Origin of the sequence: Pseudomonas sp. CCI4.2 (assembly GCF_034350045.1) — a bacterium.
In the GTDB taxonomy this organism is placed as follows: Bacteria; Pseudomonadota; Gammaproteobacteria; order Pseudomonadales; family Pseudomonadaceae; genus Aquipseudomonas.
Genome location: NZ_CP133781.1, coordinates 733,516 through 759,742, shown reverse-complemented (window position 1 = coordinate 759,742; position 26,227 = coordinate 733,516). Strand labels below are relative to the sequence as shown.

21 protein-coding genes are annotated in these 26,227 nt (G+C 55.8%); 15 read left to right on the top strand and 6 right to left on the bottom strand.

From position 1 onward, the window contains the following. Window positions 1–102: 102 nt before the first annotated feature. The 12 genes from RHM65_RS03375 to RHM65_RS03320 all read left to right on the top strand — a co-directional run bounded on the left by RHM65_RS03375 (window position 103) and on the right by RHM65_RS03320 (window position 13,478). Window positions 103–720, top strand: coding sequence for an NUDIX domain-containing protein (locus tag RHM65_RS03375; RefSeq protein ID WP_322167350.1), 618 nt, complete (start codon window positions 103–105; stop codon window positions 718–720). Beyond that, the gene (locus RHM65_RS03370) at window positions 711–1,163 is read left to right on the top strand and encodes a DUF1249 domain-containing protein (protein WP_322167351.1); all 453 of its coding nucleotides are present in this window, start codon (window positions 711–713) and stop codon (window positions 1,161–1,163) included. The genes RHM65_RS03375 and RHM65_RS03370 overlap by 10 nt, the downstream gene beginning before the upstream one ends. 180 nt (window positions 1,164–1,343) lie before the next feature. Continuing rightward, on the top strand, window positions 1,344–1,829 hold the full coding sequence (locus tag RHM65_RS03365; protein ID WP_322167352.1) for an Hcp family type VI secretion system effector: 486 nt from the start codon (window positions 1,344–1,346) through the stop codon (window positions 1,827–1,829). Continuing rightward, entirely contained in the window at window positions 1,826–3,298 is a 1,473-nt protein-coding gene (locus RHM65_RS03360; protein ID WP_322184243.1) for a hypothetical protein, read from the top strand. Before RHM65_RS03365 ends, RHM65_RS03360 begins: the two co-directional genes overlap by 4 nt. After that, a complete protein-coding gene (locus RHM65_RS03355; RefSeq protein ID WP_322167354.1) occupies window positions 3,295–3,681 on the top strand; it encodes a hypothetical protein in 387 nt (128 codons plus the stop codon). Before RHM65_RS03360 ends, RHM65_RS03355 begins: the two co-directional genes overlap by 4 nt. Before the next feature lie 1,634 nt (window positions 3,682–5,315). After that, on the top strand, window positions 5,316–6,125 hold the full coding sequence (gene cpdA / locus RHM65_RS03350; protein ID WP_322167356.1) for a 3',5'-cyclic-AMP phosphodiesterase: 810 nt from the start codon (window positions 5,316–5,318) through the stop codon (window positions 6,123–6,125). 106 nt (window positions 6,126–6,231) lie between these two features. Further along, a complete protein-coding gene (locus RHM65_RS03345; protein WP_322184241.1) occupies window positions 6,232–6,837 on the top strand; it encodes a YqiA/YcfP family alpha/beta fold hydrolase in 606 nt (201 codons plus the stop codon). An 86-nt stretch (window positions 6,838–6,923) separates the two neighbouring features. After that, window positions 6,924–8,828: a DNA topoisomerase IV subunit B gene (gene parE / locus RHM65_RS03340; RefSeq protein ID WP_322167358.1), complete on the top strand. Its 1,905-nt coding sequence runs from the start codon at window positions 6,924–6,926 to the stop codon at window positions 8,826–8,828. Then, a complete protein-coding gene (locus tag RHM65_RS03335) occupies window positions 8,828–9,805 on the top strand; it encodes an esterase-like activity of phytase family protein (RefSeq protein WP_322167359.1) in 978 nt (325 codons plus the stop codon). Before parE ends, RHM65_RS03335 begins: the two co-directional genes overlap by 1 nt. Continuing rightward, window positions 9,802–10,326 (top strand): retropepsin-like aspartic protease family protein, encoded by a 525-nt coding sequence (locus RHM65_RS03330; protein WP_322167360.1) that lies wholly within the window; start codon window positions 9,802–9,804, stop codon window positions 10,324–10,326. Before RHM65_RS03335 ends, RHM65_RS03330 begins: the two co-directional genes overlap by 4 nt. A 7-nt stretch (window positions 10,327–10,333) precedes the next feature. Then, window positions 10,334–12,592 (top strand): DNA topoisomerase IV subunit A, encoded by a 2,259-nt coding sequence (gene parC, locus RHM65_RS03325; protein WP_322167361.1) that lies wholly within the window; start codon window positions 10,334–10,336, stop codon window positions 12,590–12,592. Window positions 12,593–12,773: 181 nt separating this feature from the next. Then, entirely contained in the window at window positions 12,774–13,478 is a 705-nt protein-coding gene (locus tag RHM65_RS03320; protein WP_322167362.1) for a PqiC family protein, read from the top strand. Between the two features lie 186 nt (window positions 13,479–13,664). Here RHM65_RS03320 and RHM65_RS03315 read toward each other — a convergent pair whose 3' ends face one another. Next, entirely contained in the window at window positions 13,665–15,224 is a 1,560-nt protein-coding gene (locus RHM65_RS03315) for an AhpA/YtjB family protein (RefSeq protein ID WP_322167363.1), read from the bottom strand. A 130-nt stretch (window positions 15,225–15,354) separates the two neighbouring features. On the opposite strand from RHM65_RS03315, the gene serB reads away from it, so the two are divergent. After that, a complete protein-coding gene (serB, locus tag RHM65_RS03310; RefSeq protein WP_322167364.1) occupies window positions 15,355–16,569 on the top strand; it encodes a phosphoserine phosphatase SerB in 1,215 nt (404 codons plus the stop codon). Window positions 16,570–16,606: 37 nt separating this feature from the next. Here serB and RHM65_RS03305 read toward each other — a convergent pair whose 3' ends face one another. From RHM65_RS03305 to RHM65_RS03290, 4 genes are all read right to left on the bottom strand, one after another. Then, the gene (locus tag RHM65_RS03305) at window positions 16,607–18,394 is read right to left on the bottom strand and encodes a molecular chaperone (protein ID WP_322167366.1); all 1,788 of its coding nucleotides are present in this window, start codon (window positions 18,392–18,394) and stop codon (window positions 16,607–16,609) included. Between the two features lie 186 nt (window positions 18,395–18,580). After that, on the bottom strand, window positions 18,581–19,444 hold the full coding sequence (gene asd, locus RHM65_RS03300) for an archaetidylserine decarboxylase (RefSeq protein ID WP_322167367.1): 864 nt from the start codon (window positions 19,442–19,444) through the stop codon (window positions 18,581–18,583). A 50-nt stretch (window positions 19,445–19,494) separates the two neighbouring features. Next, window positions 19,495–20,310 (bottom strand): thiosulfate sulfurtransferase, encoded by an 816-nt coding sequence (gene rhdA, locus RHM65_RS03295; protein WP_322167368.1) that lies wholly within the window; start codon window positions 20,308–20,310, stop codon window positions 19,495–19,497. Between the two features lie 183 nt (window positions 20,311–20,493). Beyond that, entirely contained in the window at window positions 20,494–22,029 is a 1,536-nt protein-coding gene (locus RHM65_RS03290; RefSeq protein WP_322167369.1) for an HDOD domain-containing protein, read from the bottom strand. Window positions 22,030–22,236: 207 nt separating this feature from the next. On the opposite strand from RHM65_RS03290, the gene motA reads away from it, so the two are divergent. Then, window positions 22,237–23,088, top strand: a complete 852-nt coding sequence (gene motA / locus RHM65_RS03285; protein WP_322167370.1) for a flagellar motor stator protein MotA — start codon at window positions 22,237–22,239, stop codon at window positions 23,086–23,088. A 3-nt stretch (window positions 23,089–23,091) separates the two neighbouring features. Continuing rightward, window positions 23,092–24,123 carry a flagellar motor protein MotB gene (gene motB, locus RHM65_RS03280; protein WP_322167371.1) on the top strand — a complete coding sequence of 344 codons (1,032 nt, stop codon included), beginning with the start codon at window positions 23,092–23,094 and terminating at the stop codon, window positions 24,121–24,123. Window positions 24,124–24,564: 441 nt separating this feature from the next. Here motB and RHM65_RS03275 read toward each other — a convergent pair. Continuing rightward, a protein-coding gene (locus tag RHM65_RS03275) for an IS3 family transposase (protein ID WP_416194713.1) occupies window positions 24,565–26,093 on the bottom strand; the annotation gives its coding sequence in 2 pieces (ribosomal slippage) (window positions 24,565–25,652 and window positions 25,652–26,093; 1,530 coding nt in all). Between the last annotated feature and the right edge of the window lie 134 nt (window positions 26,094–26,227).

The window sequence follows — 26,227 nt, the reverse complement described above, 5'->3', positions numbered from 1 at the left end:
GTCTACCGTGGTTGCTTCAATGGCAGTGTTTGGGGGCTGCATCTGGCGATAGAGCGCGTTAGGATGTTGCCAAGCCGGTTCAGGCTCAGTAGCGAGAAATGTATGACTGACACGAACAACTCCGTCCCATCGGCGGTAGAGATTACGCGACGCGAAAATTGCTATCAGGGGTTTTATCGCCTGGACCGTGTACACCTGCGCCACGAGCTTTTTAACGGGGGCATGAGCAAGGAAATCAGTCGTGAATTGTTCGTCCGCCACGATGCGGTGTGCGTGCTGCCCTACGACGCCAAGCGCGACAAAGTGGTGTTGATCGAGCAGTTTCGAGTCGGTGTGCTGGGCAAAATCGACAATCCGTGGCTGATTGAATTGGTCGCCGGGTTGATCGACAAGGATGAGCAGCCGGAAGAGGTTGCCCACCGCGAGGCAGAAGAGGAAGCTGGTCTTGTTTTCAGCGAAATGGTGCCAATCACCAAATACTTTCCATCCCCAGGCGGCAGCAGTGAATACGTTCACCTGTACCTGGGGCATTGCGACAGTGAGGGGGCGGGTGGTTTGCACGGTCTGGAATCGGAAGGTGAGGATATTCGCGTATCGGTGTGGGCGTTTGACGATGCCTTAAAAGCCATAAGCGATGGACGAATTTTTAATGCCGCTACGCTTATTGCTTTGCAATGGCTGGCATTGAACCGAACTGAAATCAGGGGGCTATGGTCGTGAGACTTGTGCGCGAGCGCTATAGGGTTGACCTCGTCGGGCTGCAAGCTGCCTGCGAGGCAAACTATGCGCGCTTGATGCGACTGCTCCCGGACATGCGCAATCAACAGCGTTCGCGCCGGGTCGCCGTGACCCAAGGCGATCAAATGCTTGGCGTACTGGCGGTCGAAGTCCTCCTCGACTGTCCTTACACCACCACCTTGCAGGTACGTCAGGAACACAGCCTGCCGTGGCTCCCGGTACCCAAACTCGAAGTTCAGGTGTACCACGACGCGCGCATGGCCGAAGTCATCGGCGCCGAACACGCCCGCCGTTTTCGTGGCATCTACCCATACCCCAACGAAGCCATGCACCAGCCGGATGAAAAGGCTCAACTTAATTTGTTCTTGGGTGAGTGGCTGAGTCACTGTTTGGCGTGTGGACATGAGTTTGAAGTGGTGCGTTGAGGGTTTTTCGATTGTTTAGAATAGTTGATTGAGTTGCGCAAGAAGTTGCGCAACAGGGTTCGAGCAAACAATTAAAGTGACTCTTTATTATTTTTTCATCGTGCGATTTTCAGAAACGTCCTACAGCCAACTGGGGAAACTTTCCAATAAACTACCCTCCATCAAAAAGGAGAGGTAGTTATGGCTAACCCTGGATACGTAACAATTACCGGCAAGGCTCAAGGATTGATTTCGGCAGGCTGCTCCAGTAAAGAGTCGATCGGCAACAAATACCAGTCAGCGCATACCGACGAAATAATGATGCTTTCTTATACTCGAAACCTGGCCAATTTTGAGAATAACAATAGCTCGACCCACGGCCCCATTATTATCTCCAAATACATCGATAAATCGTCTCCCTTATTAGAGCAAGCACTGACCCGAAGAGAAGAGTTGGACTGCACGTTTGATTTTTATCAAACAACGCCCTCGGGTACGCAGGAGAAGTTTTATTCGATATCGATCAAGGGTGGACTCATTGTCGACCTGACACAGGACATGCCTGATGTGATCTTTCAATCTGACGGTGAAATGCGAGAGCACGTCGCTTTTCGTTTCCGTGAGATTAATTACACTAACCTCAGAGCGGCCACCAGCGGCTATGGCTTTTGGGGTGAACCACGATGAGCGCCAGCAGTGATGATATCTGGGATGTCCACCAAGCAGCAGGTCAACTGCAAGGACAAGCCCTTAGTGTCAGCGCCCGACACCTTGATCAAGGTCATGGGCGCGTGTTGTTTATTCGGGAAGTGTCCTATTACGCCAAACGTATTATTGATGACGTTGAACTCGGTCGTAAAACCCCCACGCAGGGCATCGACGCCATATTGAAAGAGTACCGCAGCCTTGCGAGTCAATCGCAGGCGTTGGCGCGTGATCGCCAACGTGCCGTAAGCAATAGCGTCAAACGCATTCCAGTGCCACGGCTCACCCAACCGGCTATGCGACCTGATCCCGAGCGCTTACTGCGTTATGTCTTTGCTCAACACCTTAAGGTGACCAATGAAAAGACCCTGGCCACCCTCCACCTGCCGGTTCCGACGTCAATATATGAGCGTTACCAGCTTTTTCCTCCAGAGCTGCAGCCGGAACCCATCGAACTGCATGACCCAGGGTTCTACATCGTTCCCAGAAGCACTACGGTTGAACGACTGGAAGCGCAATTGTTCACCTCAGCCAGTTCCAGGGTCATTGCCAAGTTCAGGATCCTGAACCCTGGGTTGAATCAGATAAAAGCCGGGCAAATGATTGTGCTCAGCGATCCCGATAATGGGCGATGCACCGAGGAAGAAGCGCGGCTGATGGCAACGGCACGCGTGGTGAACAAGGTATTGGAGGATCTTAGCCCGGAAGAAGCCGACTTCATGGTTCTCCACCGTGATGAAATCGAGTCTTTCATCAAGTACGGCTCTATTGGGACCAGCATGGCCGCGGCGGTTTACAAAGACAACATAGACACGGTAGGACAAATCCTGAAAGCCATTGAAGACCTGCACAAGCGCACCTTCAACCAACACGGGCACCTGCGATCCCCCGAGTTCTTTGCCGAACGCAAACAACTGTTTGCTCAACTCGACACCCACCTCACCACGCTGACCAAACATACCATCGACTACCCCGACCACCCGAAACTGAAAACCGCCTTGGGCATTTCCAGCCGCAGCTTGGTGCATCGCTGGGGCCGGGCCGGTGCACACGACATGAACCCTGGATACGCCACCCACTTAGCCGCAGTGTCCAAAGCCTCCAAGTACATAAATTATGGTGGCTGGGTGGGCACTGCTATTAGCGGCGGGGCTTCTTATATGAAAGTGCAGGATGTTTGCCGGGCGGGTGATGTTGAGGCGTGTGAGAAGGTGAAGTTTACGGAGACAGGGGGTTTTATCGGCGGGGCTGCAGGCGGTTTTGTCGCAGGCGGAATTTTAAGCGCCGTCGGAACTGGAGCGATCTGCTTTGCTATCGGGGTTCCGACTGCTGGGGTGGGAACACTTGCATGTGGTCTTGTGGTAGTGGGGGGAGGGTCTTTCGCCGGAGGGTATTTCGGGGGAATGGGTGGTGAAAAGGCAGGCGAGTTGATTTACGAGGTCAGAAAATGAGCATTAGTACCGCCGATAAAATTTACCTCTGTGTCTGGTTAGTTTATTTTGCAAGCATGCTTGCTTGGATTGGCGCAGCGATGTATCTCGCCTACACCAAAATGGACCTGATGTTGGCCCACATGAAGAATAGTCCGATAGTTATGATTCGCAGGTTTTTGATACACGCGGGTCCTTGGGGGCGGATGCATGTCTTTGGGGTAATAATGGGGATGATGGTCACGCCTGGTATGGCTCTTCGGAGGGGGGCGGTTAGCGCCGAGGATCTGAAGAATTTTCCTGCCGATCTGAAGCGCAAACTGATTGTGATGCAATGGGTTGGTTGGGGGCTGCTTTTGGTTATGTGTGCACTGGCAGCATATGCAAAATTCGGTAATGCCTAGCTTTGCGGTTAGTTACTCGCCCTCGTCAACCGCGTTGAAGCGATAAGCGAAGTGATTTACGAGGTCAGAATGAGCTTGGGTACTGCTGACAAAATATTCCTCACTGTTGGGTTAATAGATTTCAGTGGAGCTGTGATTTGTATCGGGGTTGCATTACATATCGCCTATACGAAAATGGATATGCTGTTGGATTGCTTCAGAAACAGCCCTGCTGTCAAAGCTCTAACGCCTCTACGTTTCGGAGGGGCGTGGGGGCGTGGGGGCGACTATTAATAGTTGGAGGGATTTCTGGCTTCGTTACCTTTTCCGACTTTTATATTAAGAGAGGAAGTATTAGTGCGGAGGATCTCAGTGGGTTGCCCGCAAATATTAAATGGAGACTAATAGTGTTTCACTGTTGCGCTATTGTTGTCTTAATAGTAATGATTGGTGTAGGGGTGGTTGCCCAGCTCAATCTTGTTTAGTATTTAAAATAAGCAGTGTGAGGGCTTGCAGTATGCGTCAAACCCAGTCGCGGCTTGTTTTCGGGGTAGGAGCGTTTGTATGTGGCGTTTTAATTATTGGCGAGGGGGCTTTGCAGCACAGATCTGCTGGAAAGGCGTTGAAACGGCAGGCAAAGTGATTTACGAGGTCAATAAATGAATGTGAGTACCGCTGACAAAATTTTCCTTTGTGTAGGCCTAGTAAATTTTGGAGGTATTTTTATTTGGATCGCCATAGCGCTGTATCTCGCCTACACCAAAATGGACCTGATGCTGGGTCATATGAGGAATAGTTCAATAGTTATGATTCGCGTGTTTTTCATACACACAGGTCTCTGGGGACGGCTTTATGTCTTTGGGTTAATAATGGGAATGATGGTCACGCCTGGTATGGCTCTTCGGCGGGGGGGCGGTTAGCGCCGAGGATCTTAAGAATTTCCCCGCCAATCTGAAGCGCCAACTGATTGTTATGCAGTGGGCTGGTTGGGGGCTGCTATTGGTTATGTTTGGATTTGGAGCGTATGCCAAGTTTGGTCGTGGCTAGCTTTGCGGTTGCTTACTCGCCGTCCGCAAGATCGACTCATCGAAACAATTCGAAGGCTACGCAAACCCTGTTGTAGGGGCTGCCACGTCTTCGATGTCGCGCAGCAAACGAGCACTCTTAGGTTCGGTGGGAGCAGGCTTGCCTGCGAAGAGGCCCATAGTCACGCCCCTGATGTTGACCTGAAACCTGGGTCGCCTGCATTGACGCTTTCGTTGGCAAGCCACAGAGACTTTGACAGACGGGAAATGGTAGGCGCTGAAAACCTTATAGCTCCTACACCATTAGTTTTCATTCAATAGGTTGTGCGGTGTTTGATAATAGTGTGATGTCGGGACAAAAACTGGGTTGGCATAAACCATAACGTGCAATAAAAGCTGGTGGCTCGGGGTCATTCATGAGCACCGTATACCTTGGTTTAGGTGGTTGCAGGATAAATAATTATTGGATAAGAGGTTATCAAAAAGTGATTACTGCTGAGTAACGGTAGCGGGAGTTGGTTTCGATGACAGTGAATTCGCACGCACAATGTGACCCATTCCTCACCCCAAGGTTTGCCCGTCCGCGCGCTTACGACCATAATCGCCCAATCCCGCCCAAGGAGACGGCCTTTGCCGAGCGCATCCCATCAAGCATCGTCGGTGCTAGTAGTCCAGCTGTCCGACAGCCACCTCTTTGCCAACGCGGACGGCAAACTGCTGGGCATGAACACCCGCGACAGCCTGAGTAAGGTGATCGAGCGTGTCTTGGCCGAACAACCGACTATTGATTTGCTAATAGCAACGGGTGATTTGTCCCAAGACGGTAGCGTTGAGTCTTACGAGGCGTTTCGCCAAGTCAGTGCGCAAATTTCGGCACCCACTCGCTGGATTCCCGGTAATCACGACGAGCTACCGGAGTTGGCTGAAGCCGCCCGGCACAGTGAGTATCTGGAGCCGATCACCGATCTCGGCCATTGGCGCATTACCTTGCTGGATTCCGCCGTCCCCGGTTCAGTACCCGGTTTTTTGCAGGACGCTCAGTTGCAATTGCTGGCCCGCTCGTTGAGCGCCGCCCCGGAGCGCCATCATCTGGTGTGCCTGCACCACAATCCGGTTCCCATTGGCTGCCAGTGGATGGACCCGATAGGCCTGCGTAATCCCGAGAAGCTGTTTGCCGTGCTTGATCAATTTCCCCACGTGCGGGCAGTGCTGTGGGGGCACGTGCATCAGGAATACGACCAGATGCGGCATAACGTGCGTTTGCTGGCATCGCCTTCGACCTGTATTCAATTCGCCCCAGGCAGCCTCGAATTCAAGGTCGACACTGCGGCGCCGGGCTATCGCTGGCTACGTCTGTACGCCGACGGCCGGCTTGAAACCGGAGTCTCGCGGGTCGAGGGGCTGGATTTTGAGGTGGACTACGGCGGCGAAGGTTATTGAGCGACATGTCCCGTTTTTAGCGGGAAACGTCCGAAGGCAAGTTATCCGGCGTTAGTCCCTGTAAACTCTGCGTCTTTGTTTCGATCAAGAACGCAAGGGAGCGGACATGACTGGCGAACCCTCAACATTGCTGTATATCCACGGCTTGAACAGCTCGCCGCTGTCGACAAAAGCCAGCCAGTTATCGACGTTGATGCAGTCCTTGGGGCTTGGCGCGCAGTTACGCGTGCCTGCACTGCATCATCATCCACGTCAGGCCATCGCTCAGCTCGACGCCGCGATTGCCGAGCTGGGCAGGCCGCTGCTGGTCGGCAGCTCACTCGGCGGCTACTATGCGACTCACTTGGCTGAGCGCCACGGTCTCAAGGCAGTGCTGATCAACCCGGTGGTCAATCCGCATCGGTTGTTCGACGGGTTCCTCGGTACTCAACAGAACCTGTACAGCGGCGAAAGTTGGGAGCTGACCCACGACCATGTGACGGCGTTGGCCGAACTGGAAGTGCCGCCCCCGCAGGATCCGCAGCGTTTTCAAGTGTGGCTGCAAACGGGTGACGAGACCCTCGACTACCGCCACGCCCAGACGTTTTACCGCGCTTGTGCCTTGCGTATCCAGGCGGGCGGTGATCACAGCTTTCAAGGCTTCGCCGAGTGCTTGCCGGTGTTGCTGACAATGGCCGGCTTCGCGCCGGAGCTTGTAAACGTAAACCTGTAGGAGCCAACAAGTTGGCTCTTACAGGAGATCCAGTTTTTGCGCGATGACGCGACCGACTTTTAATGAATAACTGACGACGAGACCCCATGGCCAATCCCAGCGCTAGCTCTTATAACGCAGACGCCATCGAAGTCCTCTCGGGCCTCGACCCGGTTCGCAAGCGTCCGGGCATGTACACCGACACCACGCGGCCGAACCACCTTGCCCAGGAAGTCATCGACAACAGCGTCGATGAAGCCCTCGCCGGGCACGCAAAATCAGTGCAAGTCATCCTCCACGCCGACAATTCGCTGGAAGTCTCCGATGACGGCCGCGGCATGCCGGTGGACATTCACCCGGAAGAAGGCGTCTCGGGCGTCGAGCTGATCCTCACCAAACTCCACGCAGGCGGCAAGTTCTCGAACAAGAACTACCAGTTCTCCGGCGGTTTGCACGGTGTAGGGATCTCGGTGGTCAACGCGCTCTCGAATCACGTTCGGGTGCGGGTCAAGCGCGACGGCAACGAATACGAAATGACCTTCGCCGATGGCTACAAGGCCAGCGAACTCGCAGTAATAGGGACCGTTGGCAAGCGCAATACCGGTACCAGCGTCTATTTCGCGCCGGACCCTAAGTATTTTGATACGCCGAAATTTTCCGTCAGCCGCCTCAAGCATGTGCTCAAGGCGAAAGCGGTGCTATGTCCGGGCCTGTTGGTCAGTTTCGAAGACAAAGCCACTGGCGAGAAAATCGAGTGGCATTACGAAGACGGCTTGCGCTCCTATCTAGAGGACGCTGTCAGCGATTTCCTGCGTCTGCCGGACGTGCCGTTTTGCGGCAGTTTTGCCGGTAATAAAGAAGCCATCGATTGGGCGCTGCTGTGGTTGCCCGAGGGCGGTGACAGCGTTCAAGAAAGCTACGTCAACCTGATCCCGACTCAGCAAGGCGGCACCCACGTCAACGGTCTGCGTCAGGGGCTGCTGGATGCGATGCGCGAATTTTGCGAGTTTCGTAGCCTGTTGCCGCGTGGCGTCAAACTTGCGCCGGAAGACGTGTGGGAACGGATTGCGTTCGTTCTGTCGATGAAGATGCAGGAGCCGCAATTCTCCGGCCAGACCAAAGAGCGGTTGTCGTCCCGTGAAGCTGCCGCCTTTGTTTCCGGTGTCGTCAAAGATGCGTTCAGCCTGTGGCTTAACGCCAACTCCGAGCTGGGCATGCAACTGGCCGAACTGGCGATCAACAACGCCGGGCGCCGCCTGAAGGCCAGCAAGAAGGTCGAGCGTAAGCGCGTCACCCAAGGGCCGGCATTGCCGGGCAAACTGGCTGATTGCGCGGGGCAGGACCCTATGCGCTCCGAGCTGTTTCTGGTTGAGGGTGATTCTGCGGGCGGTTCGGCCAAACAAGCGCGGGACAAAGAGTTTCAGGCGATTTTGCCGTTGCGCGGCAAGATTCTGAACACGTGGGAAGTCGATGGCGGCGAAGTACTGGCCAGCCAGGAAGTGCATAACATTGCCGTCGCGATTGGCGTCGATCCGGGCGTCGCTGATATCAGCCAATTGCGTTACGGAAAAATCTGCATCCTCGCCGACGCCGACTCCGATGGTCTGCACATCGCCACCTTGCTCTGTGCGTTGTTCGTTCAGCATTTCCGTCCGCTGGTCGACGCCGGTCACGTTTACGTGGCAATGCCGCCGCTGTACCGGATCGACCTCGGCAAAGAAATCTATTACGCACTGGACGAAGCCGAGCGTGACGGGATTCTTGACCGTCTGGTGGCGGAGAAGAAGCGCGGCAAGCCTCAGGTCACACGCTTTAAAGGTCTGGGCGAAATGAACCCGCCGCAATTGCGCGAAACCACCATGGACCCGAACACGCGTCGTTTGGTCCAGCTCACGCTGGATGACTACGCGGCAACGTCTGAAATGATGGACATGCTGTTGGCGAAAAAACGCGCGGGTGATCGCAAGACTTGGCTCGAATCCAAAGGCAACCTGGCTGAGGTTTTGACTTGATGCGACGTTGGTTGAGCGCACTCCTGTTGATCGCGTCGCCGGTATTTGCAGCCCCTGTGCCACAGCTGAAAATGCTGGCCGAGCATGCGGTCGATGGCATGGTCGGCGGTAACCTCTCAGGCCTGGCGTCTTGCGGTGGTGTGTTGTGGACCGTGTCGGATCGCGACGATGCGCTGCTCTACCGCCTCGACACGTCCGCTGCCGTATGGAAAGCAGAAGGTCAGGCGATTCTGGTGCCGCCGGTGCCAGACAGTGGTCTGCCATTTACTCTGGTTTCGATGGCCAAAGCCTCGGCGCTGGTTCGTGGCGGCAGTTTGGATTTTGAAGGCGTGACCTGTGATGGCGCAGGTAATCGATACCTGGTCAGCGAGGGCTATGCCTCTGTGTTGCAAGTGCCGGTCACGGGCGCGCCGAACTGGTTGAACCTTCCAAAGAGCGTGGTTCAACAAGCCCGAGATAGCGGCCTGCTGCAGGACTTCAATGCAATCTTCGAAGGCATTGCGATCAATCCTGCCGGCGATCAACTGTGGCTTGCAGCCGAGCGTGAAAAACGCGGGCTGCTGTCGGTTCGTCGAGAGCAAGGCGCCTGGGATTGCAAAGGCAGTTGCGTAATGCTCAGCGAGGGCGGCAAGCAAATCATGCCTGCACAAATGGGCAGTCGTAGCGTTTCGAAAGATTTCTCTGATATTTCGCTGTTCGAAGGGAAGCTATTTACCCTGGAGCGTGCTGCTTACCAAGTGTGCCGTCGCAACCTCGACACCGGCGCAGTCGAGCGCTGTTGGTCATTCGCTGACGACGCGCTGGTGCCTGCAAAGCGCTACGCGCAAAAATTTGGCTTGGCCGAAGCATTGGTTATAGATGCAGAGGGCGCGTGGATCGGCGTCGATAACAATTTTGGTGCGCGGGCAGACGGTGAAAAACGGCCGATTGTCTGGCGGTTCGCGGCGCCCAAGGAAGGTTGGAGCGCCAAGCCTTGAGCCAGTCGCCACCGGGAAAACGTGCCGGTCGTGTGCTGTTGATCCTTGCATGGTGCGCTGGGCTGTTTTTGGCGACTCGTTATTTTGGTGTATGGGAACAGCGTCAGGAAAACCCGAATCCGGTCGTGACGTCGCAACATGGTGACGGCTATATCCAGGTTTTATTGCAAAGCAATGCTCAGGGCCACTTCGTTGGCAACGCCCAGATTAATGGCAAGACCGTGGAGTTCTTGCTCGATACCGGCGCCACCGACGTTGCGATTCCTGCCGAGGTGGCGGACACCTTGCACCTGAAGCGCGGCATGCCAGTGACCACCAGCACCGCCAACGGGATGGCTCAGGGCTTCCGGACTTCGCTGGAACGTTTGCAGCTTGGCGACATCGTCCTGCATGACGTGCGTGCCATGGTGTTGCCCGGCCTTGACGGCGAACAGATACTGCTCGGTATGAGTGCAATGAAACAACTCGAATTTACCCAGCGCGGCGGCACCATGCTGCTGCGCCAGACCACACAAAAATGAGGCTTGCATGAGCGATTCCCTTGACCTCAGCCTGGATGGCGTAGAACGCCGATCACTGGCCGACTTCACCGAACAGGCCTACCTCAACTATTCCATGTACGTGATCATGGACCGTGCCTTGCCGCATATCGGCGACGGCCTGAAGCCCGTACAGCGGCGCATTATCTACGCAATGAGTGAGTTGGGCCTTGATGCCGACTCCAAGCACAAGAAGTCGGCGCGTACCGTCGGTGACGTACTCGGTAAGTTTCACCCCCACGGTGACTCCGCTTGTTATGAAGCCATGGTGCTGATGGCTCAGCCTTTCAGTTATCGCTATACCCTGGTTGATGGCCAAGGAAACTGGGGTGCGCCGGATGATCCCAAATCATTCGCCGCCATGCGTTACACCGAAGCGCGTCTGTCGCGTTACTCGGAAGTGTTGCTCAGCGAATTGGGCCAAGGCACTGCGGATTGGGTGCCCAACTTCGACGGCACTCTGGATGAGCCCGCAGTGTTGCCGGCACGTTTGCCAAATATTCTGCTCAATGGCACCACTGGTATTGCGGTAGGCATGGCCACTGACGTGCCGCCGCATAACCTGCGGGAGGTCGCGTCGGCCTGTATCCATTTGCTCGACGAACCTAAAGCCACCATCGAAGAGCTGTGCGAGCACATCAAGGGCCCGGACTATCCGACCGAAGCAGAAATCATCACTCCCCGCGCCGACCTGCTGAAAATGTACGAAACCGGCAAAGGCTCGGTGCGTATGCGGGCGGTGTATCGCATCGAAGATGGCGACATCGTTGTGACTGCGTTGCCGCATCAAGTGTCCGGTGCCAAGGTGCTGGAACAAATCGCCGCGCAGATGCAGGCCAAGAAACTGCCGATGGTTGCCGACTTGCGCGACGAGTCGGACCACGAGCATCCGTGCCGGATCGTGATCATTCCACGCTCCAATCGCGTCGAACTCGATGAGTTGATGCAGCACTTGTTTGCGACCACCGAGCTGGAGTCCAGCTACCGGGTTAACATCAACATCATCGGCCTGGACGGCAAACCCCAGCTCAAAAACCTGAAAGCGTTGCTCAGTGAGTGGCTGGTGTTCCGTATCGGCACGGTTCGTCGGCGCTTACAGTTCCGCCTGGACAAAGTCGAACGTCGCTTGCACCTGTTGGACGGTTTGCTGACGGCATACCTGAACCTGGATGAAGTGATTCACATCATTCGAACGGCCGAGCATCCTAAGCCCGAGTTGATCGCACGGTTTGGGCTGACTGAAATTCAGGCCGATTACATTCTTGATACACGTTTGCGTCAGTTGGCTCGTCTGGAAGAGATGAAGCTGCGGGCCGAGCAAGACGAATTGCGCAAAGAGCAGGCGCGCCTGCAATCGTTGTTGGGCAGCGAAACCAAGCTGCGCAAGCTGGTCCGCAATGAACTGATAGCCGATGCTGAAACCTATGGCGATAACCGTCGCTCGCCGATTGTCTCCCGTACCGAAGCCAAGGCGTTGTCCGAAAACGAGTTAATGCCGACCGAGCAGGTCACGGTTGTGCTGTCGGAAAAAGGCTGGGTGCGTTGCGCTAAAGGCCACGATATCGATGCCACAGGGCTTTCCTATAAAGCCGGCGATGGTTTCAAAACCTCTGCGGCTGGGCGCTCCAATCAATTTGCTGTATTTATCGACTCCACGGGGCGCAGCTATTCGTTGGCGGCTCACACACTGCCTTCAGCGCGTGGCCAGGGCGAACCGCTGACCGGAAAGTTGCAGCCGCCACCGGGCGCGACCTTTGAGTGCGTGCTGCTACCGGACGACGATGCCTTGTACGTCATTGCTTCTGATGCCGGTTATGGCTTCGTCGTGAAAGGCGAAGACTTGCAGGCCAAGAACAAAGCGGGCAAAGCCTTACTCAGTTTGCCGAAGGGTGCGAAGGTGATCCTTCCTCGTCCAGTCCCCAATCGCGAGCAGGATTGGCTTGCCGCCGTAACGACCGAGGGACGGTTGCTGATCTTCAAAGTTGCCGATTTGCCGCAGTTAGGCAAAGGGAAAGGCAACAAGATCATCGGTATCCTCGGCGAGCGTGTGGCCAGCCGCGAAGAGTACGTGACGGATCTGGCGGTCATACCCGAAGGCAAAACATTAGTTCTGCAAGCAGGCAAACGCACGCTATCGCTCAAGGCTGATGACCTGGAGCACTACAAAGGTGAGCGCGGCCGTCGCGGGAACAAGCTGCCTCGCGGATTCCAGCGGGTAGATGCGTTATTGATAGAAAACGCGCCATAAAAGCGATTTAGGCGCTTTGTCTTCGTTTTGACGCGAAGATCGACGCATAATCGCTGGAGTCACAGTCAATATTCACGGATGATATGCGGTCTTGAGTCACCAGCGTGGCTGAGTGCCTTCATATTTTTGTGAGTATTTTTTAGGCTGTGACCCGCCTTGTGGCGGCTATCTGGATGTGACGATGAATCTTTTGCGACTTCCTTTTGTATTGTTAATGACCGGCGTGCTGGGCCTGGTCGGTTGCAGCCTTCAGCAACCTACGTCTCTTTATCAGCTCGACGCCGGGCAACCGGGTCAACCTAAACAAAGTGCTGGAGTGGCCGTTTTACTGGGTCCCGTTTCAGTGGCCGATTACCTGCAACGTGAAACGCTGTTGCAGCGTCAGCCAGATGGCAGCCTGATCGCATCGACCGACGGTCGCTGGGCAGGCAGTCTGTCTTCAGACATTGATCAACTGCTTCTGCGGCAACTGGCTTGGAAACTCGACAGCCAGCGCGTGGTGTTGGCCCCGGCCACCACCAGTTTCACCCCTGACGTGCAAGTGGTGCTGTCTATCACCCGGCTTGATTCAGGCGTGAACCAGCCGGCCATTCTCGACGCTCAATGGCGCTTGCTGGATCGAAAGGGCCAGGTTCGTGACACCAAGCTGATTCACATGGAAGAGCCGCATTTGGGTAGCTCGGCCGCCCAAGTGAAAGCTCAAGGTGTGTTATTGCAGCGTCTGGCCGATCAACTGGCCGTCGCAGTCAAGCCGCTGGCAAACCAGCCGATAGACGAGCCGAAGAAAGTAGCGCCCGCCCAAGTCCGAAACAACAAAGACCAAGACAAACCAAAGATGCCAATGGCTTCGCCGATTCGTACTGACATGGAAATATTCCGCTTCTAAACGAACGGATTTATGACCATAAAAAAGCCCGCAGCGATGCGGGCTTTTTTACTGAGTATTTTCACTGCCGCTTCGGCAACCACCGCATAACCTGTTGAATCAAAAGATGCTCCTCTTCGCTACGGGAAAGGATAGGCATGACGCAAATCTGTAGGAGCCAACGTGTTGGCGAGGCGGACGAAGCGGTTAGACCTTGCCACGGCTCTCGTGCATTCGTGACAGTTGACGTTCGAGCATCGACGGATACGGTTCCATCAGGCGTTCGACGCAGCAGGCGCCTTCAGGGTTGGCGATAGGGCGTATGCGGGCGCGCTGGCGTACCAGCGGGTCATCATTGATCTTACGTTCAACCAGCAGCAAATTACGGCTGTGTTGCGAAAGGGCCAGCGCGCTTTGTGCAGTGTCGGTGAGCAGCAGGTCGATTTGGCTGAGGCCGGACAAGCCATCTCCCAGTGTCAGCCCCAATTGCAATTGCAGTGTGATGCCGCTGTCAGCGACTTCTATTTGCAGGGCGTGACTCAGCGCCCGAAGCAGTTCGCCGCAGCAAATCGCGTTGGTCAGGTAGTCGTCACCGCTTTCTTGGCTGTGAAACAGCATCAGTGTGCTGCCGTCATTCAACGTCTGCACTTCGCCCTCATAGAGCGAGGCCGCCTGATCAATACAGTCGCGGTAGCGTTGTAGCAAATCGGTCAGTCGTGCGCGGGGTAAGCGACGCAATTGATCTTGAGCGCCAAGCTGCACCGCCAGGACCGCACTGTGCTGAGGTTGAGTCGGCGCAGCAGGTGCTTTCACTGCGGATCTGATCATCGGGGCCGGCGTGGAGTGGTCGCGCAGATCCGCAAACGGATCTTCTTCGTCCTCTTCATCTTCTTCGGCGACGATACGCCGAGGCACTAAGGCCGGCACGCGCGGTTTGGGTGCTTCGTCAAAGTCCCGGTCGTGCGGATCGTCGCTGGCAAACATGGGCTCAATGTCGTCTTCCGTCTCGATGTACGGATCGTGGCCTTCGCTTTCATCGTGCTCAGGTTCGGGTATGGGCTCAGGCTCCGCAGGTTCTGGAGCGAAAGACGCTTGCAGCTGACGAGCCAAGTCACCGATTTCATCTTGACGGTCAGTAGCGGGCGTGTGTTCGTCGATGTCCCGCAACCACACGCGCAGTTGCAGCAGCGGGGTGGAAATATAACGGCCAAGACGCAAGCTCAGTGCCAGTGCCAGCGCCAGTAAAATTCCGCTGAGAATACCCATGCTTTGCAAACTGATGGTCATCGGCTGCTGGAATTGAGTCATGTCCAGACTGATGCGCAAGTGCCCGGCCATCACATCTTGGAAAGTGATCTTGATTTCATACAACCCTTCTGACTCACCTAGGAGTCCGTTTTTCGGGCGATTTCCGGCTTCGGCAAGGATGCGGTTATCCACGCTATAAATAGCGGCATGAGCCACTAGCGGGTTTTTCACCAGGTTGCCTAGCAGCACGTTGAGGCTGAGGATGTCGTTGGACACCAGCAACTCAGTGGCGGAAGTGGCTGTCTGGGTTGTCAGGGCCTGGCCGAGTGCGTCCGCCTGTTCGTGCATGGCCTGCTTGAATTGCAGGCCCATGACGCAGGCGTAGATCAGCAGCGCCAAAGCGACGAGGATCACGTTATGGCTGGCGATACGCAAGGCAAGCGGTACACGGCGGTGGCGCAATGCCCGAAAGATCAGTAGGAAAAAATTATCGGTTTTAACTGGCGTGGGCCGGTTCACTGAGCACGGCTCTTTTGGTGAAGTTGCCGGGCAGTATAACGACCGACCCTTGAGCGGCAAAGCGCTCGCTGTGCCCGATGGTCACTGAAAGTGGTTAGAATGCGGTTTTTTTCCACTGCGGGGGTGCGCCTTGCGCGAAATCGTCCTGATAAACATCACGGGTGAAGACCGTCCTGGTCTCACTGCGGCCATCACTGGGGTACTTGCCCAGGGTGGAGTCAACATTCTTGATATTGGTCAGGCGGTGATCCACGACACGTTGTCGTTTGGAATCTTGGTTGAGATTCCGGGAACCGAGCAAGGTTCGTCAGTGCTTAAAGATATTTTATTCACGGCCTACAAACTCGATCAGCAGGTACGGTTCACGGCCGTGTCCGAAGACGACTATGCGCAGTGGGTTGATGGCCAAGGCAAGGCGCGGCATATCGTGACGTTGCTGACACGTAAGGTCACGGCTGAGCAGTTGCAGCGCGTTAGCTCCATCACGGCTAAATACGGCTTGAATATCGACCAGATCGATCGGCTGTCTGGGCGGATGCCGTTGGACACGCCCGCTGACAAGGGCAAAGGCTGCATTGAGTTTTCGGTGCGCGGCGAGCCTGCCGACCCGAAAGCCATGCAGGCTGAATTTCTGAGCGTCGCCCAAGAGCTGAATGTCGACATCGCCTTTCAGCAGGACTCTTTATTTCGACGTAACCGGCGTCTGGCAGTGTTTGATATGGACTCGACGCTGATCGAAGCCGAAGTCATTGACGAGCTGGCCAAGGCCGCCGGCATCGGTGAGTTGGTGTCCGAAATCACGGAGCGTGCGATGCGCGGCGAGTTGGATTTTCGCGCCAGTTTCAAAGAGCGTCTGGCGTTGCTCAAGGGGCTGGATGTCAGTGTGCTGGATGAGATCGGCGCCTCGTTGCGCCTGACCGAAGGCGCCGAAACATTGTTCGCGGAGCTCAAAAGACTGGGCTACAAAACGGCGATTTTATCGGGTGGTTTCACGTACTTTGCAAAACAGCTGCAAGCGAAGCTCGGCATCGACTATGTGTTTGCAAATGAGCTGGAAGTGGTCGATGGCAAAGTGACTGGCGTGGCCATTGAGCCTATTGTCGATGCACAGCGCAAAGCTGACCTATTGCGTGAATTGGCGCAAAAGGAAGGCTTGAGTCTGGAGCAGACCATTGCCGTCGGAGATGGAGCCAATGACCTGCCGATGCTGGCGATTGCCGGTCTCGGCGTGGCGTTCAGGGCCAAGCCGTTAGTCAAGCAATCTGCCAAACAGGCGATCTCGACACTGGGCCTGGACGGGATTCTTTACTTGCTGGGTTTCCGGGATCGTGACGGCCGAGTTTGATCAATACAGCGGTGTTCTGGCGACACCGCATGATCGATCAAAGTAATGTCCACAACGAATCGAACTCTTCTTCCTGTGCGGTTTCGAGCGACTGAGGCTTGCGCGGCAGTTCGATGGTTTTATATTCGAACTGGTTGAAACTGCCTGTGCCTGTGCGGCGTTTGCCCAAGGCTGCGCGATGCTCGTCGCCGCTGTTATTGATCATGACGCTCAGGCCTTCCTGAAAGGGTAATCGTGGCGCAAGCAAGGTCGCTGGCTGATCGATTGCCCGCACTTCCGGCAGTAATAACGCGCGCAAATACGGGCTGGCGGGGTCGGTGTTGCGCATCAATTGCAAGCCGCAGGGCTGGGCAAAGGGTGCCACCAACTCAATGCCCATTTGCGTACCACCGCTACGTACCTGACGAATCCAGCGCACGACGGCGATGCTCCAGCCTTGCCCGCTGCCATCCTGGATGCCGACCATTTCTCCGGCCTGCAATTGGCTAGGTACTTCTTTAGGCCACGCCAAACAATAGCCGCCGGGACTATGGTTGATGACGCTTAGCGCAAAAGTCGGGAATGAATGCTGAGCGTTCGATGCTAAATCACCGCCGTCCGCTTCGACATATTCGTACTCAATTTCTTCGTAGGGGTGCGCGGACGATTCGCGGGCGCCGTCGAAAGCGGCTGACCAAACATCGGGCGTCGCGGTAATCGAGAGTTGGGTATGAAACTGCGCCGCCTTGTTGGCAGCAGGAATTTTAAGCATTTCGCTGAACGACTTTTGTCCGCCAAGGTAGTAGTGCAGCGCACTCATGCCGATACACAGCGTGAGAAGACCTTGGCCCGCGGTGCGCTGGAACGTTCTTTCCGAAACGTCGCCCCACGCCGCCGAGAGGTGTTGCAGCAGGTCGAGAGAGAAACCGTGTGGTACCAGTAGCTCTGAGCCTGCGCGCTTATCCACCGGTAAATCGAGGTAACCCTTGATGGTTGCCGCCAGTGTCAGTGGATTGATACCCAGCAGACTCGGTAATTGCTGATCGAGATACAACGATTTATAGCGCGGTGGGGCATCAACATCCTGCGCCACAGCGAACAGGCTGGTCGCCTCAGCGGGAGATTGCAGTTTTACCAGACGGCTCCAAGGCTCCAGGACCTCAGCGAGCCGACCAATATTGAGCTGACGCATTTGATTGCAGCGAGAGCAACCCAGCAATACAGCCACTACATAAGTTTGTTCGGTGCTCAGCGTTTTGGTGTGGCTGGCAAGAGGGTCGGGTATCGCAATGTTTTGCAAATGATGATGGCGAGCTATCAGATAAATCTGATGTAGCTCCAGCCACAAGCCTTCCGGCACGGGGCAATACAACTGGCTCGCTCGAATCAGTGTGCCATTGAGGCTGTGCAAGGCACGTTGCGTCGCTGTGGCCAGCAGCGTGGTGCGGTCTTTGGAGAACCGCGGCGAGATGCGTACGATGATCTGTTTGTAGCCCGCCGCCAGCTGGTTTTGCAGTGCCTGGCACAGGTTGGCGACTTTGCGCGGGCGCTCGTCGAGCACGATGGCCTGGCTGAGGAAGTGCCGCTCAAGGTTCTTGCAGACGTAATAGACCTCTGGGCGCAGCAGTTCGAGCAGTTGCAGGCGATTTTCGCTGGGTGTTAGCAAATGGTTAAGTTCGCCCAGCGCCTGATAGAGCAAACGAGCTGTTTCACCAAGGTTGGCTTTGGGCAGGACGGCAATCCAGCGTTTCAAGTCGCGTGGGGTCGGTTCACAAAACGACAGGCTCAACTGCGTAGGCGACGGCGTAGGTGCGCGCAACGACAGATGAAGGCTTGAATTACTCATTTGCTCGGGAAACTCCAATCACGCAATGGCTCGAGCGGTTGCTCATTCTGAACAAAGCCATGTCCGACGACCGACTCTAGCAGCATCGGCGTGCGCTGACAGCTTTCGATAGCCATTTATCCATGACGGCTGGCGGGTTGCCCTGCCAGCCTATCGGGGTGAGGCCGCTAAGGGAGTGAGTTGATGTCACGCCTGAGTAGCCTGACCCAACGCTTGACCCATCTGCACCGGACTGAGTGCGCCCAATCGGTCGGCCCATTTCATTTGATTTGGCCCAAACAACACGATGGCAGTGGAGCCGAGCTTGAAGCGCCCAAGCTCTGCGCCTTTTTCCAAATGAATCGGAGCGCGAGCGGCTTCGTCGTAGCGCACTGTTTTCAGTTCGCGCTTGGGCGGTGTGACCAGACCGGCCCATACCGTTTCGATCGAGGCAACGATCATCGCGCCCACCAGGACGACGGCCATCGGACCACACTCGGTATCGAACACGCAGACGACGCGCTCGTTGCGGGCAAATAACTCCGGAACGTTTTCGGCTGTGGTCTGATTGACCGAGAAGATGCGTCCAGGGACGTAAACCATTTCACGCAACGTGCCAGCCAGCGGCATGTGTACGCGGTGGTAGTCTTTTGGTGACAGATAGACCGTCGCGAAATCGCCGCCCATGAAAGGGGCAGAAAGACTGGCATCGCCGCCCAACAGCTCGAGTACGCTGAAGCTGTGACCCTTGGCCTGGAAAATCCGGCCATGCTCAATAGGCCCCAGTTGACTGATGGCACCATCAGCAGGGCTGAGAATTGCGCCCCAGGTTTGATCCAGCGGTCGAGCGCCTGGCTTCAAGGCACGAGTGAAGAAGTCGTTGAAGTGGTCGTAAGCGGTCAGGTCTTCAACCAGTGCTTGCGACATGTCTACCTGATAGCGCCGAGCGAACCACGCGGTGAAGGCATTTTTAAACCAGCGGACCCGGCACTCGGCCACGCAGCCGGCCAGGCGGGACAGCAGGTGGTGCGGCAGCAAATATTGGCTGAAGATAAACAAACGCTGTTTCATCACATTTCCTAACGTGTTCTTTAATGAATAGCCACAGTCTGCAGCGTGTTTTATTTCTCGACCGGGGTATCAGGATGGTTGCCCCATTCGCCCCAAGAGCCGGCATAGCCTTTTACGCGTGGATAGCCCAGCGCCTTGGCCACCAGATAGGTAAAGCCCGAGCGATGGTGGGTCTGGCAGTGGGTAATTACTTCTTTGTCCGGAGTAATGCCGAGCTTTTCGAGAATCTGCGGCATGTCTTTGCGGATTCGCAAATTGCGCGACGTATCCATGCCAGCAGTCCACTCGAAGTTCACTGCCCCTGGGACGTGGCCAGCTTTGGCCGCAAGGACTTTTTCGCCAGAGTATTCGGTGGGTCCGCGCGCATCCCAGATAGCCAGATCAGTCGCGCCCAAACGGCTTTGCAAATATTCCCGGGTTGCGGTGGGTTCGCTGTGCAAGGTCAGAGGGACAGGGCCGCCGACGTTCGCCGGGACCTCGGTCGACAGAGGCAGTTGTTCACCCAGCCAAGCGTGCAGCCCGCCATCCACATAGTGGTACTGCGAGTGGCCAATGACATCCAGTAGCCAAATGAAACGTCCGGCCCATCCGCCGCCTTCGTCGTCGTAGACCACATAGACCGCGTTGGGATTATGCCCTAGCTCGCCAAACAACACTTCCAGTTGGGCGTGCGACGGCAACAACCCCGGCGCTGGAGCTTGACCCTGCTGGGTTCGTTTTGGGTCGACAAAACGTGCGCCTGGAATATGTCCGGCGCCATAGCGAGCGCTGCTGGTCAGGTCGACGAGGATCAACTCTGGCGCGTCAAGACGGGAGAGCAAGTCGCAGGGCTCAATGACTAACGGCAAGCTAGAGAATTCAGACATGTGAGGTCTCCAGAAAAAAGAGGCGAATTGTAGCGTACGAGATCCCGCTTCGTCTGCGATGCCGCGCGGGGCCGACCTAAATCCCTGTTGAGCCAATGTGTTGAAGAAGGCGTTCACGCGGTATGTCAGGTAAACCGCATCGCGAAAAAATTCGCGCCTACAGAGGGTCAGCTATTTAAGCGATCAGGCCTTGCGGCTGCTGAAGCTGCTCAGTGCCCGCTCAATGCATTGCGAGGTTTTGCCGAATGCTTGGACGCTGATTTCCGAGAACGGCCCGCCGCCCTGATCCGCGAACACCAGCATGACCACCCGCTCATTACTGCTGAGCGAGCGCAACAGTAAGTGTTCGCCGGTGAACAGGCTTTTTAGCCTGACGGGCAGCAGCGCCGAAAATTGAGCGGTGTTGGCAGGCGTCAGACGCAACTGGGTCGGTTGAGCCAGCAAGCGTTGCAATACCGTGCTCTCAGCAATGTCCAAGGTCAGGTGCATGGCGTCCTTGTCCAAGCCGGCAATTTGCTGAACACGCAAAACCGTCATATTGCGGTCAATCATCAGCAGCATCAGGCGCTGCATGCCGCAGGCCACCAGTGCGTCTCGGGCAAGCGTTGTGAGGTGCATGGCATTGTTGAAGCGGCTCGGCTCTTCCAGTAACTCAGTGCAATACTTTCGCCACAAATGCAGCGCTTCGGCCGAAGGCGGCGGTGCGGGTAACAGGCCGCGATGAATTCGCCGTGTGTCCGCAGGCCATATGAGTGCTTCGGCAGGGTGCCAGAGCCCCGTCGCGAAGTGTTTTCGAGCACTTTGTACCGCTTGTTGGTGGACTTGTTGCTGCACGTCATCCAGCGAGACTTGCAGGTACAGGCTGGTCAGCATCTGCCAGCGCAGGCTGTGCGGACCGTCCCAGGCTTGTTGTGCAGACAATGCGATGCCATTGGCGAGCAGGATCGTATTGGCAGGCTGGTTGAGCCAGCGGCGCAGTTCGGGGTCAGCGTCGAGGCGTTGCCGTTGTCGCAGTGGATTAAGGTGGTCGCGAGCAATATGCAGCGACTTGACCAACAGTCGGCGTTCGTTGATCAGCGCGCTGTAGCCCTGAGTTACCCATATTGGCAGCCGCCAGGCCACTGCGAGCACTTGGCACAGCTTGAGCAGGCTTACGCCGAATAATGCGTTTTCGACAATGCGCGCCGACTCACCTTTGTGAATCACCCGCAGCTCCCATTCTTCAAGCAGCTTTGGGTGTGCAACGGCCATTGGCCAGAGCGGCGATAAAAACAGCAGGCTGCCCCAATGAATGTCCTGCCAAAGCCGCGCCAGACGACCGGCGAACAGCCCGTTGGCTTGCTGCATCGCGTGCTGACTGATCATCTGGAATTGCCGCAAGCTCGGCGAGATATCCTCTATTTCCAGCGCAGGCAAACGTTGCAGCAGTTCTTCAGTGCGCTTCAGACCTAGACGATTAATAGCCACCTCGAGGCTTTCCGCAGGCTCGCTCAAGCCAATGCTGTGATGGTTGACCTCGCGCAAGACGCTGAGAACCAGCGACGGGCTTTCCTGCATCAACTCGGCGATATCGCGCAGCGAACGGCGGCTATCACCGAGCGCACTCAGCACTTGAGTGTGGCTATTAATGGGTACCGGCAGGCGAATCCCGTCCAACTGTTTGTGCCATGCATCAAGGGTGCGCGGAACGGGAAGCGGTGCTGAAGTTTCTGGTGGCATTGCAGGCGGCCTGTACAGCTAATCGTTTAGGACATTATCGGATGCGGCATGCATGGCATGTCAGCGCGAGCACCCTGCTACAAGGGTCGAACTGGCTTTTCGCCTGAACTGGCTATAGTCTGGCGCACTTACGCCGATAAGTAGAAGAAGAGTTTCAAGAACTTCCACTCATGATCTCGAACCCGACTCAGTAAGAACTCTCTCTATATGGCTAAAATTATCGGCATTATTGTCGTTTTCGCGAGCGTTCTCGGCGGATACGTCATGTCCCACGGCAAGATCGGAGCATTGATCCAACCTTTCGAGGTCATGATCATCGGGGGCGCCGCCCTTGGCGCATTCCTCCAGGCCAACCCCGGCTACATGACTCTGCATGTGGTCAAGAAGTCGCTGAAGATGTTCAGCTCTCGCTTCTCGCACACGTTTTATCTGGAAATCCTGGGCCTGGTCTACGAAATTCTCAACAAAAGCCGCCGCGAAGGCATGATGGCGATTGAAGGTGACATCGAAGACGCTTCGGCCAGTCCGATTTTCGCCAAATATCCCTCCGTGCTCAAAGATGCGCGTATGACCGATTACATCTGCGATTACCTGCGGATCATGTCGTCAGGGAATATGGCGCCGCACGAGCTTGAAGGTTTGTTCGACATGGAACTGCAAAGCATGAAGGAAGAGCTGGAACATCCTTCGCACGCAGTGACTGGTATTGCCGATGCCATGCCCGGCTTCGGTATCGTCGCCGCCGTTCTTGGTATCGTTGTGACCATGGCATCGCTGGCTGACGGCGATCAGGCGGCTATCGGTATGCACGTGGGTGCGGCGCTGGTGGGTACGTTCTTCGGTATTCTTGCTGCGTATGGTTTCTTTGGACCGCTGGCGACTTCCCTGGCTCACGACGCCAAGGAAGAACTCAATGTGTTCGAGTCCATCAAGGCCTCGCTGGTCGCTTCAGCGTCCGGCATGCCGCCTTCGCTGGCGGTAGAATTCGGTCGCAAGGTTTTGTACCCCAAGCACCGCCCTAGCTTCAGTGAGCTTGAACAAGCGGTTCGCGGTCGCTGAGTCATGGAAAATAACCAGCCGATAATCGTCAAGCGCGTCAAGCGTTACGCCGCCGGGCACCACGGCGGCGCGTGGAAAATCGCGTTCGCCGACTTCGCGACGGCAATGATGGCGTTCTTTCTGGTGCTGTGGCTGATGTCCTCCGCTACGCCCCAGCAGAAAATCCAGATTGCCGGTTACTTCAAAGACCCTATTGGGTTCACCGAAAGCGGTACACCCTACATTATCGATCTAGGCGGCTCGCCCGCGCTGGCGCCGGACAAGACCCTCAACCCCGAGGTCAAGTCCGAGCCGCAGCCGGATAAAATCAAGACCGAAACTGACCAGTCTGAAACGCTGGCGGAGCAAGTTGAGCAAGAACGCTTGGATATGCTGTTGCAAGAGCTGCAAACCAAGGTCGATGAAAATCCGCAGTTGAAGAAATTCAAGGACCAGATCCAGTTCGAGATCACTCAGGACGGTTTGCGCATCCAGATCATGGACGCCGATAACCGGCCGATGTTTGACATCGGCAGTGCTCGCTTGAAGCCCTATTTCGAAGACATCCTCCTGGCCATGGCCGACACCATTAAAACGGTGCCGAACAAGATCAGCATCAGCGGCCATACCGATGCGACCCCTTACGCAGTGAGCGGCGAGTTTGGTAACTGGGAATTGTCGGCGAACCGAGCTAACGCTGCGCGTCGAGCGTTGGTCGCGGGTGGTTATCCGGAGCCGCAGGTGGCCAGGGTTGTGGGCTATGCCTCGTCATCCTTGTATGACAAGGAGCATCCGCAAAGCGCAGTCAACCGGCGCATCGACATTATTGTGCTGACCAAGAAAGCCCAACAGCGTATCGAAGGGACAGTGTCGCCGTCGCCGGACAACACAGCGCCGCCTGCGCCAGCCAATGGGTCTGCACCGACCGGCGCCCCCGGCGCTTCAGCCGCACCGGCTCCGGTTGATCCCCAAGAACCTGTGCAGCCCCATGAACTTCGGCAAAAACTGAACATTTTTGAAGATGGAGCGCTGAAGATGGACGAGACCAAGAAGTAGTTCTCGTGCATCTTTCTGTAGGAGGGTCCGCCACGTCTTCACGCCGCGCTGTCTCGCGCAGCAAGCTGTGTGGCACTTTGTGTGGTTTGAGGTTGCAGGGTTTCAGGACTGAAGCCTTCCCGAATAAATTCAGTTCAGATGTTGGCTCCTACAGATGGCCGCCTGCCTGTGGATCGTCTGTGAATTGAATATCGAATTGCGGAAAGAGGCCCCGTGAAACCATGCGGCCGAACGCAGGCGTTGCGCAGGGGGTAACGAGGCAAGGATGCCGAGTAAGCCGTGCGCGGCCAGGGACGGCCGCTCACGGCGACCCCCGGAGCGACGCCGGAGTGAGGGAAGACCGAGCCTAGGCGAGGTCCTGCATGGTGGGGCAAGCGTTTTGGGGGACCTTTTTGGCGTTCGGCGCGCGTCAAGGTACCTGTCGCCTTGGTACCTCTGATGTTAGGCCCTTGCCGCTCTAACATCAGGCCGCTCTGGGTTTAAGTACACCTCGTCAGAGAGCTTCCAGTTACGTGTACGAGTACTCCAGCGGCTTGGATTCTCTGCTTTGGCATTTTCATAAAGTATTTCTCTAGCCTGTAGCAATGCTGTTGATTTGCCGTCGTGACGCTCGTTAGGCGTCACGTACTTCAGGGCGCTGTGGCGATGATCCTCGTTGTACCACTCGACGAACTGTTGCACCCAAAGCCTTGCCTCGTTGAGGTTATCAAACTGCTGGTCTGGCCAGAGCGGACAGTACTTCGCAGTACGAAAAAGCGCTTCAGCATAAGCGTTATCGTTGCTAACACGAGGCCTGCTAAAGGACGGCTCAACACCTAGTGCAACCATGCTTTCGCGTAATAACGTGCCTCTCATGATGCAGCCGTTATCCGAGTGCAGAACCAGCGGATTACCTGCCGTGTGCTCACGTAAGCATCCCTTTCTGAGCAATTCACACGCGTGCTCAGAGCTCTCCACATCATGCACTTCATTAGCGACCAGCTTTCGGCTGTAAACGTCTTTGACCATGTACCAGTAGAAGAAACGACCTCTAACCGTACTCGGCAGCCAAGTGATATCCCAACACCAGACCTGGTTAGGTCCGTCAGCGCGATGCGTCGTCAGTACGCGACGTTTGGGGGCTTTGGCACGGCCACGTCGCACGTTTTGATTAGCGGCTTTCAATACGCGGTAAAACGTCGACTCCGATGCAAGGTAGATACCCTCGTCTGCGAGCTTGGGAACAATTTGATGCGGGGTAAGGCTGGCGTAGCCGTCCTTATTGGCGGCATCAAGTACCGCCTGACGCTCGACCTCACTAAGCTTGTTCGACGGAGGCGCCCTTTGAGTTAACGATCGTCCATCACAGTCAGCGTGTTTCCAGCGTTGAACGGTGCGCAGGCTTAGCCCTAACTCGTTACAGGCCCTAAACCGCCGGGAGCCTCCTATTACCGCTTCTGCTATCAGTTTCATCGCGTGCATGCGATCAGAGGCGTTGATCATTCTTCCTTGTCCTCGCCCCAAATCGCATTGGCTTTTTTTCTGAGTTCCAGCAACGCCACTGCCTCCGCAAGTCCGGCATCGGACTTGAGCAATTTACGCTCAAGTACCTTGATACGTCGTTGTTCGGCGCTTTTGACCCCATTGGGGTCCAGGTCTACCACCGTATTGGCGTTTTGGCACATCACCCTCCATTCCTGGATTTGTTCAGGGTAGATGCCTTTAATTCGACAGTATTGAGAGATCTCCACCTCGCTCAACGGTGCAGTTTCCATGACCGCGTTAAACTTATCAGCGCTGGACCATTGGTAGCTGGTCTTCCCGTTCCCGGGAACAATCGAACCTTTATCTCTAGCCATTTGTCTCCATGCTCGTAGCGACTTCGGAAGGAGATTGAGCGTGCCCGCAAGCTCTGCAACAGAACGATTGAGCGGTGGCATCATTTGCAGAACAACCCAGTCTTTGAAGTCTTCGTCATAACGCTTGGACATTGATATTCACCTTCGCCCCCTTGAATGAAAGAGTCAATCAACAGGGGCGACAGGTAGCCTGACACGGAGGGCGTTTGAAAAAGGTGCCTCGCTGTAAAAGCGAAACCATAAGCGCAGCAACCACAAAGGCCGGA

Bases quoted from the DNA above. Each gene is read 5' to 3' on its own strand.
- RHM65_RS03320 (WP_322167362.1), top strand. From the start codon at position 12,774: ATGAATCTTTTGCGACTTCCTTTTGTATTGTTAATGACCGGCGTGCTG.
- RHM65_RS03365 (WP_322167352.1), top strand. From the start codon at position 1,344: ATGGCTAACCCTGGATACGTAACAATTACCGGCAAGGCTCAAGGATTG.
- motB (WP_322167371.1), top strand. From the start codon at position 23,092: ATGGAAAATAACCAGCCGATAATCGTCAAGCGCGTCAAGCGTTACGCC.
- RHM65_RS03305 (WP_322167366.1), bottom strand. From the start codon at position 18,394: ATGAGTAATTCAAGCCTTCATCTGTCGTTGCGCGCACCTACGCCGTCG.
- parC (WP_322167361.1), top strand. From the start codon at position 10,334: ATGAGCGATTCCCTTGACCTCAGCCTGGATGGCGTAGAACGCCGATCA.
- RHM65_RS03355 (WP_322167354.1), top strand. From the start codon at position 3,295: ATGAGCATTAGTACCGCCGATAAAATTTACCTCTGTGTCTGGTTAGTT.
- RHM65_RS03370 (WP_322167351.1), top strand. From the start codon at position 711: ATGGTCGTGAGACTTGTGCGCGAGCGCTATAGGGTTGACCTCGTCGGG.
- RHM65_RS03345 (WP_322184241.1), top strand. From the start codon at position 6,232: ATGACTGGCGAACCCTCAACATTGCTGTATATCCACGGCTTGAACAGC.
- asd (WP_322167367.1), bottom strand. From the start codon at position 19,444: ATGAAACAGCGTTTGTTTATCTTCAGCCAATATTTGCTGCCGCACCAC.
- RHM65_RS03335 (WP_322167359.1), top strand. From the start codon at position 8,828: ATGCGACGTTGGTTGAGCGCACTCCTGTTGATCGCGTCGCCGGTATTT.
- RHM65_RS03290 (WP_322167369.1), bottom strand. From the start codon at position 22,029: ATGCCACCAGAAACTTCAGCACCGCTTCCCGTTCCGCGCACCCTTGAT.
- motA (WP_322167370.1), top strand. From the start codon at position 22,237: ATGGCTAAAATTATCGGCATTATTGTCGTTTTCGCGAGCGTTCTCGGC.
- rhdA (WP_322167368.1), bottom strand. From the start codon at position 20,310: ATGTCTGAATTCTCTAGCTTGCCGTTAGTCATTGAGCCCTGCGACTTG.
- RHM65_RS03360 (WP_322184243.1), top strand. From the start codon at position 1,826: ATGAGCGCCAGCAGTGATGATATCTGGGATGTCCACCAAGCAGCAGGT.
- parE (WP_322167358.1), top strand. From the start codon at position 6,924: ATGGCCAATCCCAGCGCTAGCTCTTATAACGCAGACGCCATCGAAGTC.
- RHM65_RS03375 (WP_322167350.1), top strand. From the start codon at position 103: ATGACTGACACGAACAACTCCGTCCCATCGGCGGTAGAGATTACGCGA.